The organism is Pseudorhizobium tarimense (assembly GCF_022968135.1).
GTDB lineage: Bacteria > Pseudomonadota > Alphaproteobacteria > Rhizobiales > Rhizobiaceae > Neorhizobium > Neorhizobium tarimense.
On the sequence record NZ_JALJRA010000002.1, the window covers coordinates 249175 to 267719 of the forward strand.

At 63.8% G+C, this 18545-nt stretch carries 17 protein-coding genes and 3 pseudogenes; 14 read left to right on the forward strand and 6 right to left on the reverse strand.

Annotated elements, in window-relative coordinates:
* Positions 1-9: 9 nt before the first annotated feature.
* The 11 genes and pseudogenes from betC (at position 10) to MUU54_RS03615 (ending at position 8960) form a co-directional block, all read left to right on the forward strand.
* Positions 10-1527 (forward strand): choline-sulfatase, encoded by a 1518-nt coding sequence (gene betC / locus MUU54_RS03565; RefSeq protein ID WP_312038799.1) that lies wholly within the window; start codon positions 10-12, stop codon positions 1525-1527.
* Positions 1528-1609: 82 nt separating this feature from the next.
* Entirely contained in the window at positions 1610-1927 is a 318-nt protein-coding gene (locus MUU54_RS03570; protein WP_247242659.1) for a hypothetical protein, read from the forward strand.
* Entirely contained in the window at positions 1872-2246 is a 375-nt protein-coding gene (locus tag MUU54_RS03575; RefSeq protein WP_247242660.1) for an ATP-binding protein, read from the forward strand. Before MUU54_RS03570 ends, MUU54_RS03575 begins: the two co-directional genes overlap by 56 nt.
* Positions 2186-2770 carry a response regulator gene (locus tag MUU54_RS03580; RefSeq protein ID WP_247242661.1) on the forward strand — a complete coding sequence of 195 codons (585 nt, stop codon included), beginning with the start codon at positions 2186-2188 and terminating at the stop codon, positions 2768-2770. The genes MUU54_RS03575 and MUU54_RS03580 overlap by 61 nt, the downstream gene beginning before the upstream one ends.
* An 87-nt stretch (positions 2771-2857) precedes the next feature.
* A complete protein-coding gene (locus MUU54_RS03585; RefSeq protein WP_247242662.1) occupies positions 2858-4105 on the forward strand; it encodes a cation:proton antiporter in 1248 nt (415 codons plus the stop codon).
* A gap of 68 nt (positions 4106-4173) precedes the next feature.
* A pseudogene (locus MUU54_RS03590) lies at positions 4174-5156 on the forward strand (L,D-transpeptidase family protein).
* Between the two features lie 79 nt (positions 5157-5235).
* The gene (locus tag MUU54_RS03595) at positions 5236-5658 is read left to right on the forward strand and encodes a hypothetical protein (protein WP_247242663.1); all 423 of its coding nucleotides are present in this window, start codon (positions 5236-5238) and stop codon (positions 5656-5658) included.
* Between the two features lie 171 nt (positions 5659-5829).
* On the forward strand, positions 5830-6033 hold the full coding sequence (locus MUU54_RS03600; protein WP_247242664.1) for a hypothetical protein: 204 nt from the start codon (positions 5830-5832) through the stop codon (positions 6031-6033).
* 175 nt (positions 6034-6208) lie between these two features.
* Positions 6209-7165, forward strand: a complete 957-nt coding sequence (locus MUU54_RS03605; protein WP_494338233.1) for an ABC transporter substrate-binding protein — start codon at positions 6209-6211, stop codon at positions 7163-7165.
* A complete protein-coding gene (locus MUU54_RS03610) occupies positions 7162-8202 on the forward strand; it encodes a FecCD family ABC transporter permease (RefSeq protein ID WP_247242665.1) in 1041 nt (346 codons plus the stop codon). The genes MUU54_RS03605 and MUU54_RS03610 overlap by 4 nt, the downstream gene beginning before the upstream one ends.
* The gene (locus tag MUU54_RS03615) at positions 8199-8960 is read left to right on the forward strand and encodes an ABC transporter ATP-binding protein (RefSeq protein ID WP_247242666.1); all 762 of its coding nucleotides are present in this window, start codon (positions 8199-8201) and stop codon (positions 8958-8960) included. Before MUU54_RS03610 ends, MUU54_RS03615 begins: the two co-directional genes overlap by 4 nt.
* A 530-nt stretch (positions 8961-9490) precedes the next feature.
* On the opposite strand, the gene MUU54_RS03620 is transcribed toward MUU54_RS03615, so the two are convergent.
* The 3 genes and pseudogenes from MUU54_RS03620 to MUU54_RS03630 form a co-directional block, all read right to left on the reverse strand.
* Positions 9491-9892, reverse strand: a complete 402-nt coding sequence (locus MUU54_RS03620) for a type II toxin-antitoxin system VapC family toxin (protein ID WP_247242667.1) — start codon at positions 9890-9892, stop codon at positions 9491-9493.
* Entirely contained in the window at positions 9889-10125 is a 237-nt protein-coding gene (locus MUU54_RS03625; RefSeq protein WP_247242668.1) for an AbrB/MazE/SpoVT family DNA-binding domain-containing protein, read from the reverse strand. The genes MUU54_RS03620 and MUU54_RS03625 overlap by 4 nt, the downstream gene beginning before the upstream one ends.
* Positions 10126-10407: 282 nt before the next feature.
* Positions 10408-10566: pseudogene (locus tag MUU54_RS03630) on the reverse strand (Lrp/AsnC ligand binding domain-containing protein); the annotation flags it as partial.
* 107 nt (positions 10567-10673) lie between these two features.
* Between MUU54_RS03630 and MUU54_RS03635 the strand changes: the two are divergent.
* A pseudogene (locus MUU54_RS03635) lies at positions 10674-11653 on the forward strand (nucleoside recognition domain-containing protein).
* Here MUU54_RS03635 and lepA read toward each other — a convergent pair.
* Positions 11622-13442, reverse strand: coding sequence for a translation elongation factor 4 (lepA, locus tag MUU54_RS03640; protein ID WP_247242669.1), 1821 nt, complete (start codon positions 13440-13442; stop codon positions 11622-11624). The pseudogene MUU54_RS03635 and the gene lepA overlap by 32 nt on opposite strands.
* 305 nt (positions 13443-13747) lie before the next feature.
* Here lepA and MUU54_RS03645 point away from each other — a divergent pair, with 305 nt between their 5' ends.
* Positions 13748-15256 (forward strand): CHASE domain-containing protein, encoded by a 1509-nt coding sequence (locus tag MUU54_RS03645; RefSeq protein WP_247242670.1) that lies wholly within the window; start codon positions 13748-13750, stop codon positions 15254-15256.
* 12 nt (positions 15257-15268) lie between these two features.
* Here the strand turns inward: MUU54_RS03645 and chrA are convergent, their stop codons facing one another.
* Together chrA and MUU54_RS03655 are read right to left on the reverse strand one after the other, a co-directional pair.
* The gene (gene chrA, locus MUU54_RS03650) at positions 15269-16501 is read right to left on the reverse strand and encodes a chromate efflux transporter (RefSeq protein ID WP_247242734.1); all 1233 of its coding nucleotides are present in this window, start codon (positions 16499-16501) and stop codon (positions 15269-15271) included.
* A gap of 135 nt (positions 16502-16636) precedes the next feature.
* On the reverse strand, positions 16637-17392 hold the full coding sequence (locus MUU54_RS03655) for an SDR family NAD(P)-dependent oxidoreductase (protein WP_247242671.1): 756 nt from the start codon (positions 17390-17392) through the stop codon (positions 16637-16639).
* Positions 17393-17645: 253 nt separating this feature from the next.
* Between MUU54_RS03655 and MUU54_RS03660 the strand changes: the two genes are divergently transcribed.
* Positions 17646-18542 (forward strand): AraC family transcriptional regulator, encoded by an 897-nt coding sequence (locus MUU54_RS03660; protein WP_247242672.1) that lies wholly within the window; start codon positions 17646-17648, stop codon positions 18540-18542.
* Positions 18543-18545: the final 3 nt, after the last annotated feature.

Here is an 18545-nt window from a genome sequence, read left to right on the forward strand (position 1 = left end):
AAGGCATACGTGCAGGCAAGACCGAATGTGCTGATCCTGATGGTCGATCAGCTGAATGGAACCCTGTTCCCCGATGGGCCGGCGGATTTCCTCCACGCGCCTCATCTGAAGTCCTTGGCGAAGCGCTCCGTGCGCTTCGCCAACACCTATACGGCAAGCCCGCTCTGTGCGCCTGCACGCGCTTCCTTTATGTCGGGGCAGCTTCCCAGCCGCACGCGGGTTTATGACAACGCTGCGGAATTTGCCTCCGATATCCCGACCTTTGCCCATCATCTCCGCCGCGCCGGCTATCAGACAGCGCTGTCGGGCAAGATGCACTTCGTCGGCCCCGACCAGCTGCATGGCTTCGAGGAGCGGCTGACGACGGACATCTACCCCGCCGATTTCGGTTGGACTCCGGACTACACCAAGCCCGGCGAACGCATCGACTGGTGGTATCACAATCTCGGCTCCGTCACCGGCGCAGGTGTCGCCGAGATTACCAACCAGATGGAGTATGACGACGAGGTCGGCTACAACGCTACGCGCAAGCTCTACGATCTGTCGCGAGCCCAGGACGCGCGCCCGTGGTGCCTGTCCGTCAGCTTCACCCACCCCCACGACCCCTATGTCGCCCGTCGCCGCTTCTGGGACCTTTACGCGGATTGCCCGCAGCTCGATCCTGCCGTCGCTGCCATTCCCTACGAGGAGCAGGACCCGCATTCAAAGCGGCTGATGGATGCCTGCGATCACACCGCCTTTGACATCACGGATGAAGAGATCCGCCGCGCCCGCCGCGGCTATTTCGCCAACATTTCCTATGTGGACGAGAAGATCGGCGAGATTCTTGAGGTCCTCCAGCGCACCCGGATGATGGACAACACCGCCATCCTCTTCGTCTCCGACCACGGCGATATGCTCGGCGACCGCGGCCTGTGGTTCAAGATGAGCTTCTTCGAAGGCTCGGCCCGCGTGCCGCTGATGATTGCGGCCCCCGGCTGGCAGCCGGGAACGGTGACGGACCCCGTTTCCACGCTGGACGTCTGCCCGACGCTCGCCTCGATCGCCGGCATCGACATAGCAGAACTTGCGCCATGGACCGACGGGGAGGATCTTTCGGCCCTGGCGCGCGGCGAATGGACCCGTGACCCGGTTCCGATGGAATACGCGGCAGAGGGATCCATCGCGCCAATGGTGGCGATCCGCGACGGCAACTACAAGCTGACCCTTTGCGAATGCGACCCGCCGATCCTGGTGGATCTGGAGGCGGATCCGGCGGAACTGCGAAACCTGGCTGATGACCCGATGCATCTTGAAACCATGGAGCGCCTGTCGAGGCTGGCTGCCGAGCGATGGGATCTTGGTCGCTTCCATTCAGCCGTGCGCGAAAGTCAGGCGCGCCGGCACGTGGTCTATGAAGCCTTGCGCAACGGGGCCTACTACCCCTGGGATTACCAGCCGCTGCAGCGGGCGTCGGAGCGCTACATGCGCAACCACATGGATCTAAATGTCCTGGAGGAGAACCAGCGTTTTCCGCGCGGAGAATGAGTGATCTCACCACGTTCTAGACCCACGGAACAAATTTACGTGACTCCTCGTTACCTGTGCCAGGTTTAACGGAGGAAGACTCATGACCTATGACCCGAATGACAATCGCCCGGATCTGCGCGACCGCCGGACCGACCATGTGACGACCAATGTCGATGCACGCAGCCGCGGCGCGTCCTGGATGCCCTGGGTCGTCGTGCTTGCCGTTCTGCTGATCGGCGCCTTCATCTGGAGCAACATGGGGGCGGAACCGGGTACTGATCCTGTTCCGACAGCCTCGACCACGCCTGAGGCAACCGATACGGCTCCGGACCCCGTTCCCGCCGCTCCGGAAGGTGTCGTCAATGATGCTGCTCCGGCTTCGCCGGCCCCGGCTGCCCCGGCAGGTAACGGCGGCTAACCGTTCCATAGCACAACAGGAGCCGTCCGCCCGTCGGCGTGCGGCTCCTTGCCTTTCGCGGCCACGGCTGGAGAACGCGATTCTCGATGGCGCCGTCAACGCCCGCGACGCCATGCCTGGCGGTGGGCATCTGACCATCGAGACCGCCAACGCCCAAATCTACGATGCCTATGCCATTGATCATGGGATCGGCGCGGGGCAATATGTGATGGTCGCCGTCACCGATACAGGAACCGGCATGGCGCCGGACGTGATCGATTGCGCCTTCGATCGTTCTTCACCACCAAGGCCGTCGGCAAGGGCACCGGCCTTGGCCTGAGCCAGGTCTTCGGCTTCGTCCGCCAGACCGGCGGCCACATCAAGATCTATTCGGAAGAGAGCATTGGCACGACGGTCAAGATCTACCTGCCGCGCTTTCATGGTGAAGAGGCCGCACCGGCCCCTGCCGCCGGGGCCCCTCAACCCCCACGCGGTCCCCGCCAACGCATTCTCGTTGTCGAGGACGACGACCGCGTCCGCTTCTTCACTGTCGAGACACTGCGCGATCTCGGCTATGACGTGACCTTTACATCGGGCGGTGCCGAGGCGCTGGCCATACTCCAGGACGGTCGCGGCTTCGACCTTCTGTTCACCGATATCGTCATGCCCGAGATGAACGGCCGAAAGCTGGCGGATGCGGCGCTGGAGCTGCAGCCCCGGCTCAAGGTCATCTTCGCCACCAGCTATACCAGCAATGCGGCGGTGCATAACGGCATCATCGGTCCGGGCACGAACTTCCTGCAGAAGCCGTTCAACATGGAACAGCTGGCGAAGAAGCTCTACGAGGTCCTCGGCGCGCGATAGGATGAGCTGTCCGCGTCGCAGCGGGCAGGCGGGAACTTCCGCACCGACGCGCGGGTTGCACTGGTTCTGCCGCAACCGGAACCTGCCATGCTCGCGCCGCTCGAACTCCTCTCCGTCTTGCTTCTCCTCACGGCCATCTTCAGCTGGCTGAACGAACGCTTCTTCGGGCTGCCGGAGACGGTCGGCGTCCTGATCATGGGCCTCGTTGCCTCCATCCTGCTTCTCCTCGTCGAGCTGATGTTCCAGGACGTGCGGCTCTATGAAGACGTGACGCAGATCGTCCGGCAGATCGATTTCCAGGAGGCGGTCCTCGACGGGATGCTGGCCTTCCTGCTGTTTGCAGGTGCCCTGCATGTCGACTTCAACGCCCTGCGCAGCCGGGCTTGGGTCGTTGGCACCATGGCGACCGTCGGCGTTGGCATTTCCACGCTCATCGTCGCCGTTTCGGTTTGGTACTTCGGTGCTCTTCTTGGCACGCCGATCTCCTTCGTTTGGGCCTTGGTGTTCGGCGCGCTGATCAGCCCGACCGATCCCGTCGCCGTTCTTGCCACCTTGAAATCGGTGAAGGTGCCGGTCTCTTTGGAAGCGGACATGAGCGGGGAATCCCTCTTCAACGATGGCGTCGGCGTCGTGCTCTTCACCGTCATGCTGACGCTGGCGGTCGGCGAGGGGCATAGTGCTGCCGGCTTCAGCGGTGCGGCCAATCTTCTGGCGCTAGAAGCGCTGGGCGGTGCGGCACTCGGATTGGGCGGCGGCTATCTTGCGTTCTGGGCCATGCGGGAGGTCGACAATTACTCCGTCGAGGTGCTGATATCAATTGCGCTGGTGGCGGCGCTCTACGCCTTTGCCACCCGGCTCGGCACCAGTGGCCCAATCGCGGTCGTCGTCGCTGGCCTCTTTATCGGCAACAGAGGGCCGCAGCGCGCGATGAGCGACCTCACCCAGCGCTACCTCTTCGGCTTCTGGACGCTGGTCGACGAGATCCTCAACGCCATTCTCTTCCTGCTGATTGGGCTGGAGGTGCTGGTGCTGCGGCTTGACGCCTCCCTCGGCTGGCTGCCGCTTCTGGCGATCCCGATCGTGCTCGTCGGCCGCTTTGCCGCCGTCGGTGCACCCTATCTTGCTATGTCTCGCTTTGTATTCTTCGTGCCGGGGACGGTCCGGACGCTCACCTGGGGCGGCCTGCGCGGCGGCATCTCGGTCGCATTGGCGCTTTCCATTCCCGAAGTTGCAGAGAAATCCATCATCCTTGCCGCTACCTATGTGGTGGTGATCTTCACGATCATCGTGCAGGGCCTGACGCTGAAGCGCCTCGTGCAGGCGGCGGTGCGGTAGAGCACAGTCCGCTTGAGGACGCGCAGCTTCGGCCGGGAACAAGTCTCTGCTATCGGCATTTCGCCTCCATAAAACACGTCCTCGCTTCCGCTTCCGCCGCTTGTCTTCTCCTCGCCGCATGGGGTGCCGGCGCCGCCGAACTGACGGCGGACGCCGTTAATCGAGCCTCGATCCGCTCGCTCCCGCAGACACGTCCGCAAGAGCTTTCACCTGATCCGGATCCTGCGGTTATCCGCCTTCAGATCCTGCTCGACCGGGCTGGCTCCTCGCCCGGCGTAATCGACGGCTTCTACGGCGAGAATGTCAGCAAGGGCGTTGCGGGGTTCGAAGCCATGCATGGGCTGACCTCCGATGGCGAACTCGACAAGGCGGTTCTGGATCGGCTGTCACAGGACGGAACGGTCATGAAGGACTACGAGATCAAAGCGGAGAGGACGCTCAGGATCTCGTCGACCGCATCCCAGACGATTACGAAAAGAAGGCGGAGATGGAGCACCTCGGCTTCACCAGCGTCGACGAGCGTCTGGCGGAGCGTTTCCATATGGACCTGGACCTTCTGCGGACTCTGAACCTAGACGCGAACTTCCGGCCCGGCGAGACGATCTCCGTCGCAGCGCCGGGAGAGCCCGTCGAAGGAAAGGTGGCCCGCATCGAGGCGGATCGAAAGGCGAAACAGGTCCGCGCCTTCTCAAGCGACGGCAAGCTCATCTCAGTTTACCCAGCGACCATCGGCAGCGAGGAAAACCCGTCGCCTTCTGGCACGCACGAGGTCAAGGGGGTTGCTCCGATGCCCGTCTACACCTATCGCCCAGACGTCAACTTCCAGCAGGGCGACAACGACGAGGTGCTCCAGATACCCGGCGGCCCGAACAATCCCGTCGGCACGATCTGGATCGATTTGTCCGAACCCACCTATGGCATCCACGGCACACCGGAGCCGGCGCAGATCGACAAGGTCAGCTCGCACGGCTGTGTGCGCCTGACCAATTGGGATGCCGAGGAATTGGGCGCAATGGTCGATCCAGGCGTCACCGTCGAGTTCGTCAACTGATGCCGCACTTGCGGATGATCGGCAGGACCAAAGGCAGACGCGGCCTGATCCGGCGCGGCCGCAAGTGGAAACGACCGGCATGCTGCTGATCCTCACAGGCATCGTCCTGCTCCTCATCGTCCAGACCGACTTCATCATCACCGCTTTGAGTGGCGGGCGGCAGGGCGCGTTGACTGACCGTCTCTCCTTCGGCTGCTGGCGCCTTTTGCAGCGACTGCACAACCGCTTCGGCGGAGAGTTCCTGCACGATTATAGCGGGCAGATCATCATGTCGCTTGTGACGCTGACCTGGCTGCTGCTGACGGCGCTCGCCTGGTTGCTGATCCTCGTTGGCGGGACCGCTCTCGTGATGCAGTCGACGGGGGAGCCTGCGAACTGGGTCCAGTCGCTTTTCTATGTCGGTAACGCCCTTCAACCATGGGTGCCGCCAACGCCCAGCCGTCGAATGGCTGGTGGGGGATCTGTAGCGCGATTGCCGCGGCCAACGGCTTCGTCCTGTTGACGCTTTCTGTCACCTATATCCTGACCGACATGCAGATGGTGGCATCCGGGGCGGAGCTTTGCGCTGCTCGTCAACGTGCTCGGCGCCTCCGACCCAGCAGCACCTCCACCTTCGCGGGAAATCTGTCCAAGCTCGTGTCCCAGTTGACCTCCGTCCCCATGGCATTCGTCCGTGCGGGAGGACCTTCGTCTGACGCTGGCGATCAGCCGCTTCGCGCAGCAGGTCGCCGTTTCGCCGAGACTCTGGCAAGTCTATGCGCCGATCTTCAAGGCGCTGTGTGTCACCAGCGCAAACGGCAAGGAGCCGGATGTGGAAGACGTGCACCATTGGGCGGCCAGCTTTTCGTTGACGCGCGACCTCCAAGAAGAGGTTTGAAACCGCCATTGAGACGGCGAGTCGCATAAATATGAGCCGAAAAATCTTGTTTTTGCGCCGGCCTCGGGTCTATAGGGCGGGCAAACGCAACGACAGGATCTTTCCCGTGACCCTTGCTAGGACCTTCCTCGCCGCATCGGCTGCTGCCGCACTCTCGTTCTTCGCTGCAGCCTCCGTGTCCGCGGCCGCAACCAAGTATCCGCTGACGATCGAAAACTGCGGCGCGCAAGTCACCTTTGAGAAAGCGCCGCAGCGGGCAATCGGCCTTGGGCAGAACAGCGCGGAAATCCTGCTGATGCTGGGCCTTCAGGACAGGATGGTCGGCACCGCCTTTTGGCCGAGCAAGGTCATGCCGCAGCTGCAAGAGGCGAACGCCATGGTCAAGCTGCTCACGGTCGAGTTTCCTACCTTCGAATCCCTGCTGGCAGAAAACCCGGACTTCGTCGCCGCCGCCCTGCCGAGCCTGATCGGCCCGACCAGCAAGGTCGCCAAGCGCGAGGACTTCGAGAAGGTCGGTGTTCCCACCTACCTCTCGCCAAGCACCTGCCTCAGCACCGAGAAGGTGCACGACCAGTACGGCAGCCGTGACACGCTGTGGAGCATGGACCTCCTCTACAAGGAGATCGACGAGCTGTCGCAAGTCTTCGATGTTGCCGATCGCGGCCAGGCCCTGATCGAAGACCTGAAGCAGCGCGAGGCAGCGCTTCGTTCGAGCGTCGCCAAGGACGGCAAGAAGCTCTCCTATGTCTTCTGGTTCTCCAGCCCCGCTCCTTCCGCGGACGCCTATCTCGGCGGCAAGAACGGCGCCTCCGGCTTTATCGCCGATGTGCTGGGTGGCGAAAACGCCATCGATGCGGAAGCCGAATGGCCGACCCTTGGCTGGGAAGGCATCATCGCCGCCAATCCGGATGTCATCGTCGTCGCCAGCCTCGACCGCAACCGCTGGGAGCTCGATAAGCCGGAAGCCAAAATTGCCTTCCTCAACAGCGACCCGGCCGTCAGCCAGATGCCGGCGGTGAAGAACAAGGCGATCGTGGTCATGGACGGCCAGGCGATGAACCCGACCATCCGCACCATCTATGGTGCCGAAGAGGTGGCGAAGCAACTGAAGGACCTCGGTCTCCTAAAGTGACGCAAGCCACCGGCACCGCCCGCGGGCTTGGCGCCCTTCTCGCGCTGCTGGTTCTTTCCGGCGGTGCGATCGCGCTTGTGGTTGCGGTCAGCGTCGGGATCGGCGACCTGCCGATCCCGCTGTCGACCACCTTTGCCGCCGTCACCAATCGGCTGGGCTGGACAGCCGTCGAGCTCAACCCGATCCACGAGACGGTGATCTGGGATTACCGCCTCAGCCGCGCGCTGGTCGCCGCCTTCTGCGGCGCAGGCCTAGCGCTTTCGGGCGCCATCATGCAGGCGCTGCTGCGCAATCCGTTGGCCGAGCCCTATGTACTGGGCATTTCCGCCGGCGCGTCCACCGGGGCGGTGGCAATCGTCATCCTCGGCCTCGGCGCCGGTGCCGTCTCGCTTTCGGCCGGCGCCTTTGCCGGCGCCTTTGCCGCCTTCTTCTTCGTCGCGCTCCTCACCAACGGCACGCGCGGGGGCGCCGACCGCACGATCCTCGCCGGCGTTGCCGCCTCGCAGCTTTTCAATGCGACCACCTCCTATATCGTCACCACCTCCGGCAACGCGCAGCAGGCGCGCGACGTGATGTTCTGGCTGCTCGGCAGCTTCGGCGGCGTGCGCTGGCCGGAATTCATGCTGGTCGCCACCGTCGTCGGCCTCTGTCTCATCCCCTGCCTCCTCTATGCCCGGGTCCTCGATGCCTTTGCCTTCGGCGACGAGGCCGCCGCCTCGCTCGGCGTCAATGTCGCGCGCGCCCGCATCGCACTTTTTGCGCTGACGGCGGTGATGACGGCAACGATCGTCTCGATGGTCGGCACCATCGGCTTCGTCGGGCTCGTCGTGCCGCATGCCGCTCGCTTCCTGGTCGGCCCGCTTCATATCCGCCTCCTGCCCGCCTGTGCCGTCGCCGGCGCGATTTTCATGGTCCTCGCCGACATTGCCTCGCGCATCCTGATCCCGCAGCAGGTGCTGCCGATCGGAGTGGTGACGGCGCTCGTCGGCGTGCCCTTCTTCTCCTTCGTCCTGTACCGGTTCCAGCGCCCATCATGAGCATCACCGCCGACAATCTAGTCTGGAAGATCGGCAAGCGCACCGTGCTCGACGGCGTGTCGCTACAGGCCGAACCCGGCCGGATGCTCGGCCTGCTCGGTCCGAACGGCTCCGGCAAGACCTCGCTGCTCCGCCTGCTCGCCGGGCTGAAGACCCCGTCTGCCGGGCGCATCACGCTCGACGGCCGCGACATCGGCACAGTCGGCCGCCGGTCGCTCGCCAGGCGCGTCGCCTTCGTCGAGCAGCATGCCACCACCAATGCCAACCTGCGCGTCATCGACGTCGTCAAGCTCGGCCGGTTCCCGCACCGCTCGATGTTCTCCGGCTGGTCGGCTGCGGACGATACGGCGGTGGAGGAGGCGCTGGCGCGGGCAGGCATGGTGGAGAAGCGCCACGACCTGTGGCAGAGCCTTTCGGGCGGCGAGAAGCAGCGCATCCACATTGCCCGCGCGCTCGCGCAATCGCCGCAGGAGCTCATCCTCGACGAGCCGACCAACCACCTCGACGTCCAGCATCAGATCGGCCTCCTGCGCCTCGTCGCCAGCCTGCCGGTCACCAGCGTGATTGCGCTGCACGATCTGAACCACGCGGCGATGTTCTGTGACCACCTGATCGTGCTCGACCACGGCCGCGTCGCCGCCGCCGGCACGCCCGAAGCGGTGCTGACGGAAGAGCTGCTGCGCGACGTCTTCCATGTCAGCGCCCGGGTGGAGCGCTCGACCCACCACGGTCGGCCGCACATTCACTACCTTGCGTGAGGCGCGGTCGGGTGCGACGCACTCGACACCGGAAGCTCTCACCCTGAGGTGGGAGTGAAGCGACCCTCCATGCCCTCGCGTCAGGCCCGAGGGTGACGATAAGACAGAATCCTCCCTTGGCGATCTCCGAATTTCAAATCGGAATGGGCACTGAAAGCTGCCTCGTAAAATAAGTTTATGTGGCACTTCTCAGCGCCCCGTTCACGGCGCGGCCCCGTCACCCTCTGTGCCCCACAGGCACGCCCGGCGCGCGATAACGGGAAATCGGAAGGAACGGCGGTCCAACTGCGCTTCTTCCGCCCCGGTCGCCGGAGGGAGACCATTTTCCGCGGACCCCCATGGTGAAGGTGCACGTCGTCCCTCCACCACCAGCGCCGGCCCCGCCTCGCCAGGACGCCTCCTGGTGTATCCGCGGCGGGACGGGGGGAAGTGTAGGCACGGTGCACGGGAGGGGGATGAAGGTGGACGAGATTCCGAACAAGCTGTTGAGGTTGTTGATGCAGGCGGCCAGAAACGTCCCCCTCGCCAGATCAGGACGGTGCGATCAGCGATACCGTCGGAAAGTAGGATCGGAAGCGCCCGACATCGCGGGTCAGCACCGGCAGGTTCTGAACCGCCGCCTGGGCGCCGATCAGGAAATCTGGCAGAACGCCGGTTCGGGACCCACCGGCGCGGCGATAGCCGGTAAACACCTTGCCGGCCAGAAATAGTGCTGCTCTAGGCAAGGGCGCAAGCACCAGCTCCGCCTGTTCAACGAAAGCGTCCAGATCCTCGATACGTGCGTAGCGGACGGACAGTTCTGCATAGATGATGTCGTTGATCATGAGCGGCCCAGAAAGGCTTGCCGCTTCCAGTTGCGCCACGGCCCAATCCGCCCAGACGGGATCGTTCGTCACGAGATCCAGCAGGACATTGGTGTCGACAAGCGTCATGCCTCACCGCGGGTGAGTGCCATGATCGCTTCCGTGCTGAGACCTTCACCGGCATGTCCCCGAAGCCGCTGAAAACGGCTGGCCGGACTGTTCTTCTTGTCGGCCCTCGTCAGCACCACGCTGCCATCCGCATTTCTTTGAAAGTCGACCTCCGTCCCCGGCACGATCCCGAGCAGATCGCGAACCGCCTTGGGAATGGTGACCTGCCCTTTGGTCGTCACTGTCGTTGTCATGCTGGATCCTGTAATACCCTTTGGTTGAAAGGTATTACTTTCCGACGATGATTTCAATCAGCCTGCCGGCAGATGGTGCCTCTCCTATCTAGGCCTGATCTCTATGCCTTCTGGTGGGTTAGGTTAGCGCTCAGGAACGGGAAGGCTTGGTTTTGGATCCTCGGGTCAAGCCTGAGGATGACGAAGGCGGGGGTGGGGCAGGACGTTCCACGCTCTCCTCATCCTGAGGTGGCCGGCAGAGCCGGCCCTCGAAGGATCCTTCCTGCTATGCCAAGCGGCGGCTCATAGTCGAATAGCCGTCTCTTCTTTGGCGGTGCGGATCACCATCATCGTAAAGAAGCGCGCGACGTTCGTCTGGTCGCGAAACAGACGCTGGCAAAGAAGGTCGTACTCTTCCATGTCCCTCAGGCGCAACATCAGGACAACATCGGTCTCACTGGATTCCGGAGCCCAAAGCTAGGGCTATGAGACAACCCTTGTGGAGGTCTCACATGCAGCTCTGGACAATCCTATTATGCACGACCCGCGAAACTCTCGGGATCTATTAGATGCTGGCTCGGATCATGATTCCAATTGCGCTTCTAACGGAACTTCTGGCGAGGGCGGGCGCAATCAAGGCCATGGCACCAGCATTCGCTCCCCTAATGCACCTAATCGGCCTGCCACCAGAGCTCGGGTTGGCCTGGCTAACTGGGATGTTGGTCGGAATATGGGGTGCCATCCCTCTAGTTTTCACGCTAGTTCCGGTATCAAGTCTAAGCGCGGGGGACATCACCGTCTTCTCGGCGCTGATCCTGTTCGCCCATGGCCTGCCGACGGAGTAGAAGATCATCCAGCAGGCAGGGCCGGGGATGGCCGCGACGACGCTGCTGCGCATTATTGGCGGGTTGCTCTACGCTTTCCTCCTGCATCATATCCTGGCAGCTACCGGCTGGCTGTCCGGTCCTGCCGGGCCCACCTGGGTGCCAATGAGCGCCACAGTCAGCTGGCTTCACACATGAGGACTTATCGAGACAATGGCACGGATACTGGTGATCCTGATCATCCTGTCGTGGAGCCTTGAGCTCCTCCGTGCGACAGGCTTGTTGGGTCTGATGATGAAGGCTCTGTCGCCGTTGTTGAGATTGGCCGGTATTCGTGGAGAAGCAGAGCATCTGACGGCCGTCGAATTGTTCCTGGGTATCTCCTATGGGGCCGGCCTACTCATCCGCGAAGCACGATCAGGGGCAATCTCGCCTCGCCAAATCTTTCTCTCATGTGTTGTCATGGGCTTCGCGCATAGCGTGACCGAGGATGCGATCCTGATGATTTCGCTCGGTGCGGACGTGTACGGAGTTCTTGTGGGGCGTATCGTCTTCGCAATCGCTGCAGCCGCAGCGATTGCCGCGCTGCTACGACGCTATCCGACGAAGCCTTCTTCGCGCGAATTTATCGGGCGCCGCATGCGCAGCCAGAGGCGGGTGACCTAGTTCGAAGCGAAAAGGTCGGTGACCCCCTCACTCATCCCCCATCTTCAGCGCCGCGATGAAGGCTTCCTGCGGGATCTCAACCTTGCCGAACTGTCGCATGCGCTTCTTCCCTTCCTTCTGCTTGTCGAGGAGCTTGCGCTTGCGGGTGGCGTCGCCGCCGTAGCACTTGGCGGTCACGTCCTTGCGCAGTGCGCGCACCGTCTCGCGGGCGATCACCTTGCCGCCGATGGCGGCTTGGATCGGGATCTGGAACATGTGCGGCGGGATGAGTTCCTTCAGCTTCTCGCACATGCCGCGGCCGCGGCGGTCGGCGGCGGAGCGGTGGACGAGCATGGAGAGCGCGTCGACCGGCTCGCCGTTGACGAGGATCGACATCTTCACGAGGTCGCCGGCGCGGTAGTCGATGATGTTGTAGTCGAAGGAGGCATAGCCCTTGGAGATCGACTTCAGCCGGTCGTAGAAATCGAAGACCACTTCATTGAGCGGCAGCTCGTAGGTGATCATCGCGCGGTTGCCCACATAGGTGAGCTCGGTCTGGATGCCGCGCCGGTCCTGGCAGAGCTTCAGGATGCCGCCGAGATAATCGTCAGGCGTCAGGATCGTCGCCTTGATCCACGGCTCGCGGATCTCGTCGATCTTGACGACGTCCGGCATGTCGGCCGGGTTGTGCAGCTCCTTCTCCGTTCCGTCGGTCAGCGTCATTTGGTAGACGACGGAGGGGGCGGTCGCGACGAGATCGAGGTTGAACTCGCGCTCCAGCCGCTCCTGGATAATTTCGAGATGCAGCAGGCCGAGGAAGCCGCAGCGGAAGCCGAAGCCGAGGGCGGCCGAGCTTTCCATCTCGAAGGAGAAGCTCGCGTCGTTGAGGCGAAGCTTGCCCATGGCCGATCGCAGGTCTTCGAAATCGGCAGCATCGACCGGGAAGAGGCCGCAGAAGACGACCGGCTGGGCGGGCTTGAAGCCCGGCAGGGCAGAGGTTGTCGGCTTCTTGTCGTCGGTGATCGTATCGCCGACGCGGGTATCGGCGACTTCCTTGATCGAGGCGGTGATGACGCCGATCTCGCCGGGGCCCAGTGAATCCACCTGCAGCATTTTCGGGGTCAGCACGCCGACGCGCTCGACGCCGTAGCGGGCGCCGGTGCCCATCATGCGGATCTGCTGGCCTTTGGTCAGCACGCCGTCGATGACGCGCACGAGAACCATGACGCCGAGATAGGTGTCGTACCACGAGTCGACGAGGAGGGCCTTCAACGGTGCCTTTTCGCCGCCCTCGCTCTTCGGCGCCGGCAGGCGCTGGACGATCGCTTCAAGCACGTCGGGGATGCCGAGCCCGGTCTTGGCGGAGATCATCACCGCGTCTGAGGCATCGATGCCGATCACTTCCTCGATCTGCTCCTTGACGCGGTCGGGCTCGGCCGCCGGCAGGTCGATCTTGTTCAAGACCGTGACGAGCTCGTGGTCGTTGTCGATTGCCTGGTAGACGTTGGCGAGCGTCTGGGCCTCGACGCCCTGGGACGCGTCGACGACCAGCAGCGAGCCCTCGCAGGCCGACAGCGAGCGCGAGACTTCGTAGGCGAAGTCGACATGGCCGGGGGTGTCGATCAGGTTCAGGACATAGGTCTCGCCGTCCTTGGCCTTGTAGTGCAGGCGCACCGTCTGCGCCTTTATGGTGATGCCGCGCTCGCGCTCGATATCCATGGAATCGAGCACCTGGTCCGACATCTCGCGTTCGGCTAGACCTCCGGTCGTCTGGATCAGCCGGTCGGCAAGGGTCGACTTGCCGTGGTCGATATGGGCGACGATGGAAAAGTTGCGGATATGACTCAGGGGCGTGCGATCAGTGCTCATGGCCCGCGCATATAGCAGCGCTCAAAGGCGCCGCATAGCCGGTAGTCACCGGCATTTGCGACAAATGCGCGGCTTTTGGGTGCCAAGTGGCGCCCTTACCTGCGGCGGGGGAGCAGCTAGGCCCTTGGACGCTCGTTTGCCGCCGTTTCGCCGTGCTCGCCCCGTTGCAGCCGCAATGTTCCGCAATAGGGCTGGACGATGGCGCCGTCCTCAGAAATGTTTGGCGCGAGCGGGGATAGCAAGGATAGGGCGAACTGAAGAGGCTGAGGGGACAAAGGATCGGGCCGCTGATCGCAGGCGCGGTCGTGCTGCTGCTTGCGGTTGCTGCCGCAGGCGTGATGGAGCGTGCGCGCTCGCAGCAGGAGCTTCACGATCTCGGCATGCTGGCCGACCGCATCGAGGGCCGGATCGACAGCCAGACATCGCTTCTCTCCTTTCTCCGCTCCTTTCTCGTCGCCGATGACTACCGGGTCGATATCGCCGACATCCGCGATTTCCTCGATCTCGGCGACGAGCATGACCTGAAAGGCGGGATGCAGGGCATCGGCGTTGCGCTCTTCCAGCCGGCGGGCGAGACCGGCGAGGCGCTTTCGATCCTCCGCTCCTCCTATGGCGGTGACCAGCGCGTCTGGCCGGAAACCGATCAGCCCCACCGCTTCCCGATCGTGCTTCTGGAGCCGCCGGATGCCCGCAACCAGGCGGCAATCGGCTACGACATGTATTCCGAACCGGTGCGGCGCGAGGCGATGGATCGCGCCTGGCGCTCCGGCCGTGCGGCGGCGACTGCCCCGGTGGAGCTGGTGCAGGAGATCACCGAGGAAAAGCAGAGCGGCTTCCTGATCTACCAGCCAGTGATGAGGAAGGACGGCCGCTCCATCCACAGCATGGTCTATGCCCCATATAGATCAGGGGACCTAATGCAGACGGCGCTGTCGCTTCCGAGCGACCTTGGCGTCGTGGCGCGGGTGGTCGATGCTGCGACGGGTGAGGTGATGCTGGAGCCGGAGGGCGATATCGCCTGGCAAGGGCGTTTTCCCATCACGATCGCGGACCGGGAATGGCAGGTGGACCTTGCCTATCGCGACCGTGGCAACCTGCTGCTGCAACCTTCCTTCGTCACGCTGCTGGTCGGCGGTCTGGTGGCGATCCTGCTGCAGCGGCTGCTGCAGCAGCGCGAGCAGCGCATCGCCGCCGAACGCGAGACGGCCCGCGAGGCACGGCAGGCGGCGGAACTGCGCGGCCTCCTGCTCGACGAGACCAAGCACCGGCTGAAGAACTCGATCGCCCGCATTGCCGGCATCGCACGGCTGACCGCACGCGAGGCGGAAAGCAAGGACGAGTTCCTCGCCGCGCTGGAGCGGCAGCTGAAGGCGCTGGCGGCTGCCCAGGATCTCCTCAACCCGTCGCTCGACGGCCGGGTCGACTTCAAGGCGCTGCTCGAGGCGGAACTTGCTTCCGTCGGCGGCAGCATGGACGGGCTCGTCATCGACGGCCCGCCGCTTCTGCTTGACGCCAATCAGGCGCAGGCGCTCGGGCTGGTGACGCACGAGCTTCTCACCAACGCCTTAAAATACGGCGCCCTCGGCAGGGCCGGCGGGCGGCTTGAGGTGCGCTGGACAACGGGCCCGACAGCGCGTCTGGAGTGGCTGGAATGGAGCGACAGCGTCGTCGACCTTGCCGCAAGCGGCTTCGGCACGCGGCTGATCGAGACGTTGGTGAAGCGCCAGCTCGGCGGAAGCCTCACCCGCACGGTGGGCGAGAACGCGTACAGGCTGGTGATGGAATGGCCGCTGGAGCGGCGGGGCGCCAGCTGACGCCGGGACGGCTCAGAGAAAAGCCAGCCCGATGCCGCCGAGCGCGCAGAAGACCACGACAATCCACGGCGGCACCTTCCACACCACAAGCAGCAGGAAAGCCGCAAGCGCCAGCGCGAAGTCGTAAGGACTGAGCACTGCGCTCGTCCACACCGGGCTGTAGAGGGCTGCCCCCAGTATGCCGACCACCGCGGCATTGGCGCCGCGCATGGCCGCCTGGGCGCGCGGCCGGCGGCGGAACCGGTCCCAGAAGGGCAACACGCCGAGAAGCAGCAGGAAGCCGGGAAGAAAGATGGCGATTAGCGCGATGACCGCGCCAGCCACGCCGTTCGGCGCCGGGTCCGTGACGGCGCCGAGATAGGCGGCGAAGGTGAAGAGTGGCCCGGGAACCGCCTGGGCCGCTCCATAGCCTGCAAGGAAGGCATCCTCGCTCACCCATCCGGGTACAACGACCTCCGCTTGCAGGAGCGGCAGAACCACATGGCCGCCGCCGAAGACAAGGGCCCCGGCGCGGAAGAAGGCATCGGCCAGCGACAGCCCCTGCGCATCCAGAGCATTTGTCAGGAGCGGCAGGCCAAGCAACAGCGCCAGGAAGACGAGCAGACAGGCGGCGCCGACCCGCCGAGGCACCCGGAAGGAGAGGTGGGTGGCCTCGACCGCCGCGCCGTTGCGGCAAAGCACGAGGCCGGCGAGTGCACCGGCGGCGATCGCCGCAATTTGGCCGACTGATTCGGCGGTCGCGACCGCGATCAGCACGGCCGCAAGCGCGATCCCCGCCCGCGGCCGGTCTGGCGTCAGGCTCTTCGCCATGCCCCAGGCGGCCTGGGCAACGACGGCGACGGCCGCCAGCTTCAGCCCGTGCAGCAGGCCTTGGCCGAGCGCCCCGTCGAAGGATGTGGCGGCGAAGGCAAAGGCGAGGAGGAGCAGGGCCGAGGGCAGGGTGAAAGCCGTCCATGCTGCAAGTGCGCCAATCGGCCCGCCGCGCAGGAGGCCCAGCGCAAAGCCCACCTGGCTCGACGCCGGCCCGGGGAGGAACTGGCAGAGCGCCACGAGATCCGCATAGCCCGCCTCGTCGATCCACTTGCGGCGCACCACCAGCTCGTCGCGGAAATAGCCCAGATGCGCAATCGGCCCGCCGAACGAGGTGAGCCCGAGCTTGAGGAACGCGAAGAAGACTTCCCGTGGTGTGCCGTGGGCGGCGGTGCTGGCGGCTTCCGAGCTGGACGATGCGACGGGCTGCGGCACGGGCGGGTCCTTTGCGAGATGTGGCTTCACGGGACTTTGCCCGTGAAGCGGTACCGGTAGGACGGCTTCATGACAAGCGATTGTGGGTGCGGTCAGAAGTGCCCGTCCGGAGAATGCCACGTCTGCCTCCTGGCCTCAGATCGTCTGTCCACCGGAGACTTCGATGCGTTGTCCGGTAACCCACCGGTTTTCCGGGCCGAGCAGGCTTGCCACCATCGGCCCGATATCGTCCGGGACGCCGACACGCCCAAGGGCTGTCATCCCGGCGAACTGGCTGTTGAGGTCGGGCATGTCGCGAACGGCACCGCCGAGGAAATCTGTCTCGATGGCGCCGGGTGCCACAGTGTTTGCGGTAATGCCGCGGGAGGCAAGTTCCTTGGCCATGTAGACGGTGAGGATCTCGACCGCGCCCTTGGCGGCCGAGTATGCCGAGAACCCGGCTGCCGAGACGCGCGTCAAGCCAGAAGAGAAGTTTACGATGCGGCCGCTTTCCACAAGAAGCGGCAGAAGCGCCTGCGTCAGGAAGAACACGCCTTTGACATGGGTGTCGAAGAGTGAATCGAATTGCGCCTCGGTTGTCTCGGCGAAGCTTGCCATTTCGCCATGCCCGGCATTGTTGACGAGATGGTCGAAGGTGGCGCGGCTCCACGTGTCCGCCAGCACCTCGTGGACTTTTTCGGCGAAAGCGGAGAATGACGAAACATCCGTCACGTCGAGCTGCAGGGCTACTGCTTTGCGACCGAGAGCCTCGACCTCGGCAACAACCGCTTCGGCCTCTTTTGTGCCGCTGCGATAGGTTACGATGACGTCTCCGCCATGCCCGGCAATGCTGATTGCGGTATTGCGGCCAAGCCCGCGGCTGCCGCCGGTCACGATAGATACTGTGGTCATGTCTGGTTTCCCTTGTGCGTACGGGGTGAGGATCGTTGCGAAAGGCGGGTGTAGGCACTGCCGGATTGGTGATCGTTTGCCTATTCATGCAACCGACGCCGCTGTTCATTGCTTCCGCGGACAGATCCATCGCTCGTTCGGCCGGATCGGGGTTGCCAGAATCTCCCGTTGTTTTGCCTAATCCGCCGACCTTGCTTGTCTGTGGGAAACGAAAGCGCTTTACTGCTCGCTGCACTGGCTACGAAAGCAGATCATGTTGAACAGCACGCTCCTCGATTGCGTCCGCCGCTTTGCCGATGCCAATGCCGACCGGTTCGGCGTCGCCCGCACGCCGATTCCGGGTCTCTTTGCCATGCGGGCCACGGCTCCAAGCAAAATGCAATATGCCATCTCGAAGCCGCTCGTGGCGCTGGTCCTGCAGGGCAGCAAGCGTGTGACGATGGGCAGCTCGACCTTTGACTTTGGTGCGGGTGAATCTCTGCTGATCGCCGCCGATGTTCCGAATGTCAGCCAGATCACTCGGGCAACGGCGGGCAAGCCGTATTACTCGCTGGTGCTCGATATCGATCCGGCTGTGACGCAGTCGCTTGTTCTGGAAATCGGCATTGCTCAGGCCGAGACAGGCGCACCCATCCACGTTGATCCCACCGAAGCGGAGGTTGCCGACGCTGCACTTCGCTTGATGCGTCTTCTGGATCGGCCGAAGTCGATCCCTATCCTGCAGGACCAACTGATCAGGGAAATGCACTATTGGCTGCTGACCGGTCCCCACGGCGCCGGCATTCGCGCCCTTGGCTTTGCCGACAGTCATGCAAACCGCGTCGCGCGGGCAGTTGCCGTCATCCGGAGCGGGTATAGCGAGGCGATCCCTGTTGAGCGCTTGGCTGCGGTGGCCGGGATGAGCCCGTCATCCTTCCATCAGCATTTCCGTGCGTTCACCTCGCTCTCGCCGCTGCAGTTCCAGAAGCAGCTTCGGCTCATCGAGGCGCGGCGGATGATGATCTCGGAAGGCGCAACCATCAGCAACGCGGCTTACGCGGTCGGCTATGAAAGCGTGCCGCAGTTCACCCGCGAATACGGGCGAATGTTCGGGGTCTCTCCTGCCCGCGATGTTCGGGAGAGCAGCGGAAAGATCCAGCTCGCTGCCTGAGAA

What these genes read in the sequence shown, in the direction of transcription:
- MUU54_RS03615 (WP_247242666.1), top strand. Translation starts at nt 8,199, where the DNA reads ATGAGCATCACCGCCGACAATCTAGTCTGGAAGATCGGCAAGCGCACC.
- MUU54_RS03620 (WP_247242667.1), bottom strand. Translation starts at nt 9,892, where the DNA reads ATGACGCTTGTCGACACCAATGTCCTGCTGGATCTCGTGACGAACGAT.
- MUU54_RS03660 (WP_247242672.1), top strand. Translation starts at nt 17,646, where the DNA reads ATGTTGAACAGCACGCTCCTCGATTGCGTCCGCCGCTTTGCCGATGCC.
- lepA (WP_247242669.1), bottom strand. Translation starts at nt 13,442, where the DNA reads ATGAGCACTGATCGCACGCCCCTGAGTCATATCCGCAACTTTTCCATC.
- MUU54_RS03655 (WP_247242671.1), bottom strand. Translation starts at nt 17,392, where the DNA reads ATGACCACAGTATCTATCGTGACCGGCGGCAGCCGCGGGCTTGGCCGC.
- MUU54_RS03570 (WP_247242659.1), top strand. Translation starts at nt 1,610, where the DNA reads ATGACCTATGACCCGAATGACAATCGCCCGGATCTGCGCGACCGCCGG.
- MUU54_RS03625 (WP_247242668.1), bottom strand. Translation starts at nt 10,125, where the DNA reads ATGACAACGACAGTGACGACCAAAGGGCAGGTCACCATTCCCAAGGCG.
- MUU54_RS03595 (WP_247242663.1), top strand. Translation starts at nt 5,236, where the DNA reads ATGCTGCTGATCCTCACAGGCATCGTCCTGCTCCTCATCGTCCAGACC.
- MUU54_RS03585 (WP_247242662.1), top strand. Translation starts at nt 2,858, where the DNA reads ATGCTCGCGCCGCTCGAACTCCTCTCCGTCTTGCTTCTCCTCACGGCC.
- MUU54_RS03575 (WP_247242660.1), top strand. Translation starts at nt 1,872, where the DNA reads ATGATGCTGCTCCGGCTTCGCCGGCCCCGGCTGCCCCGGCAGGTAACG.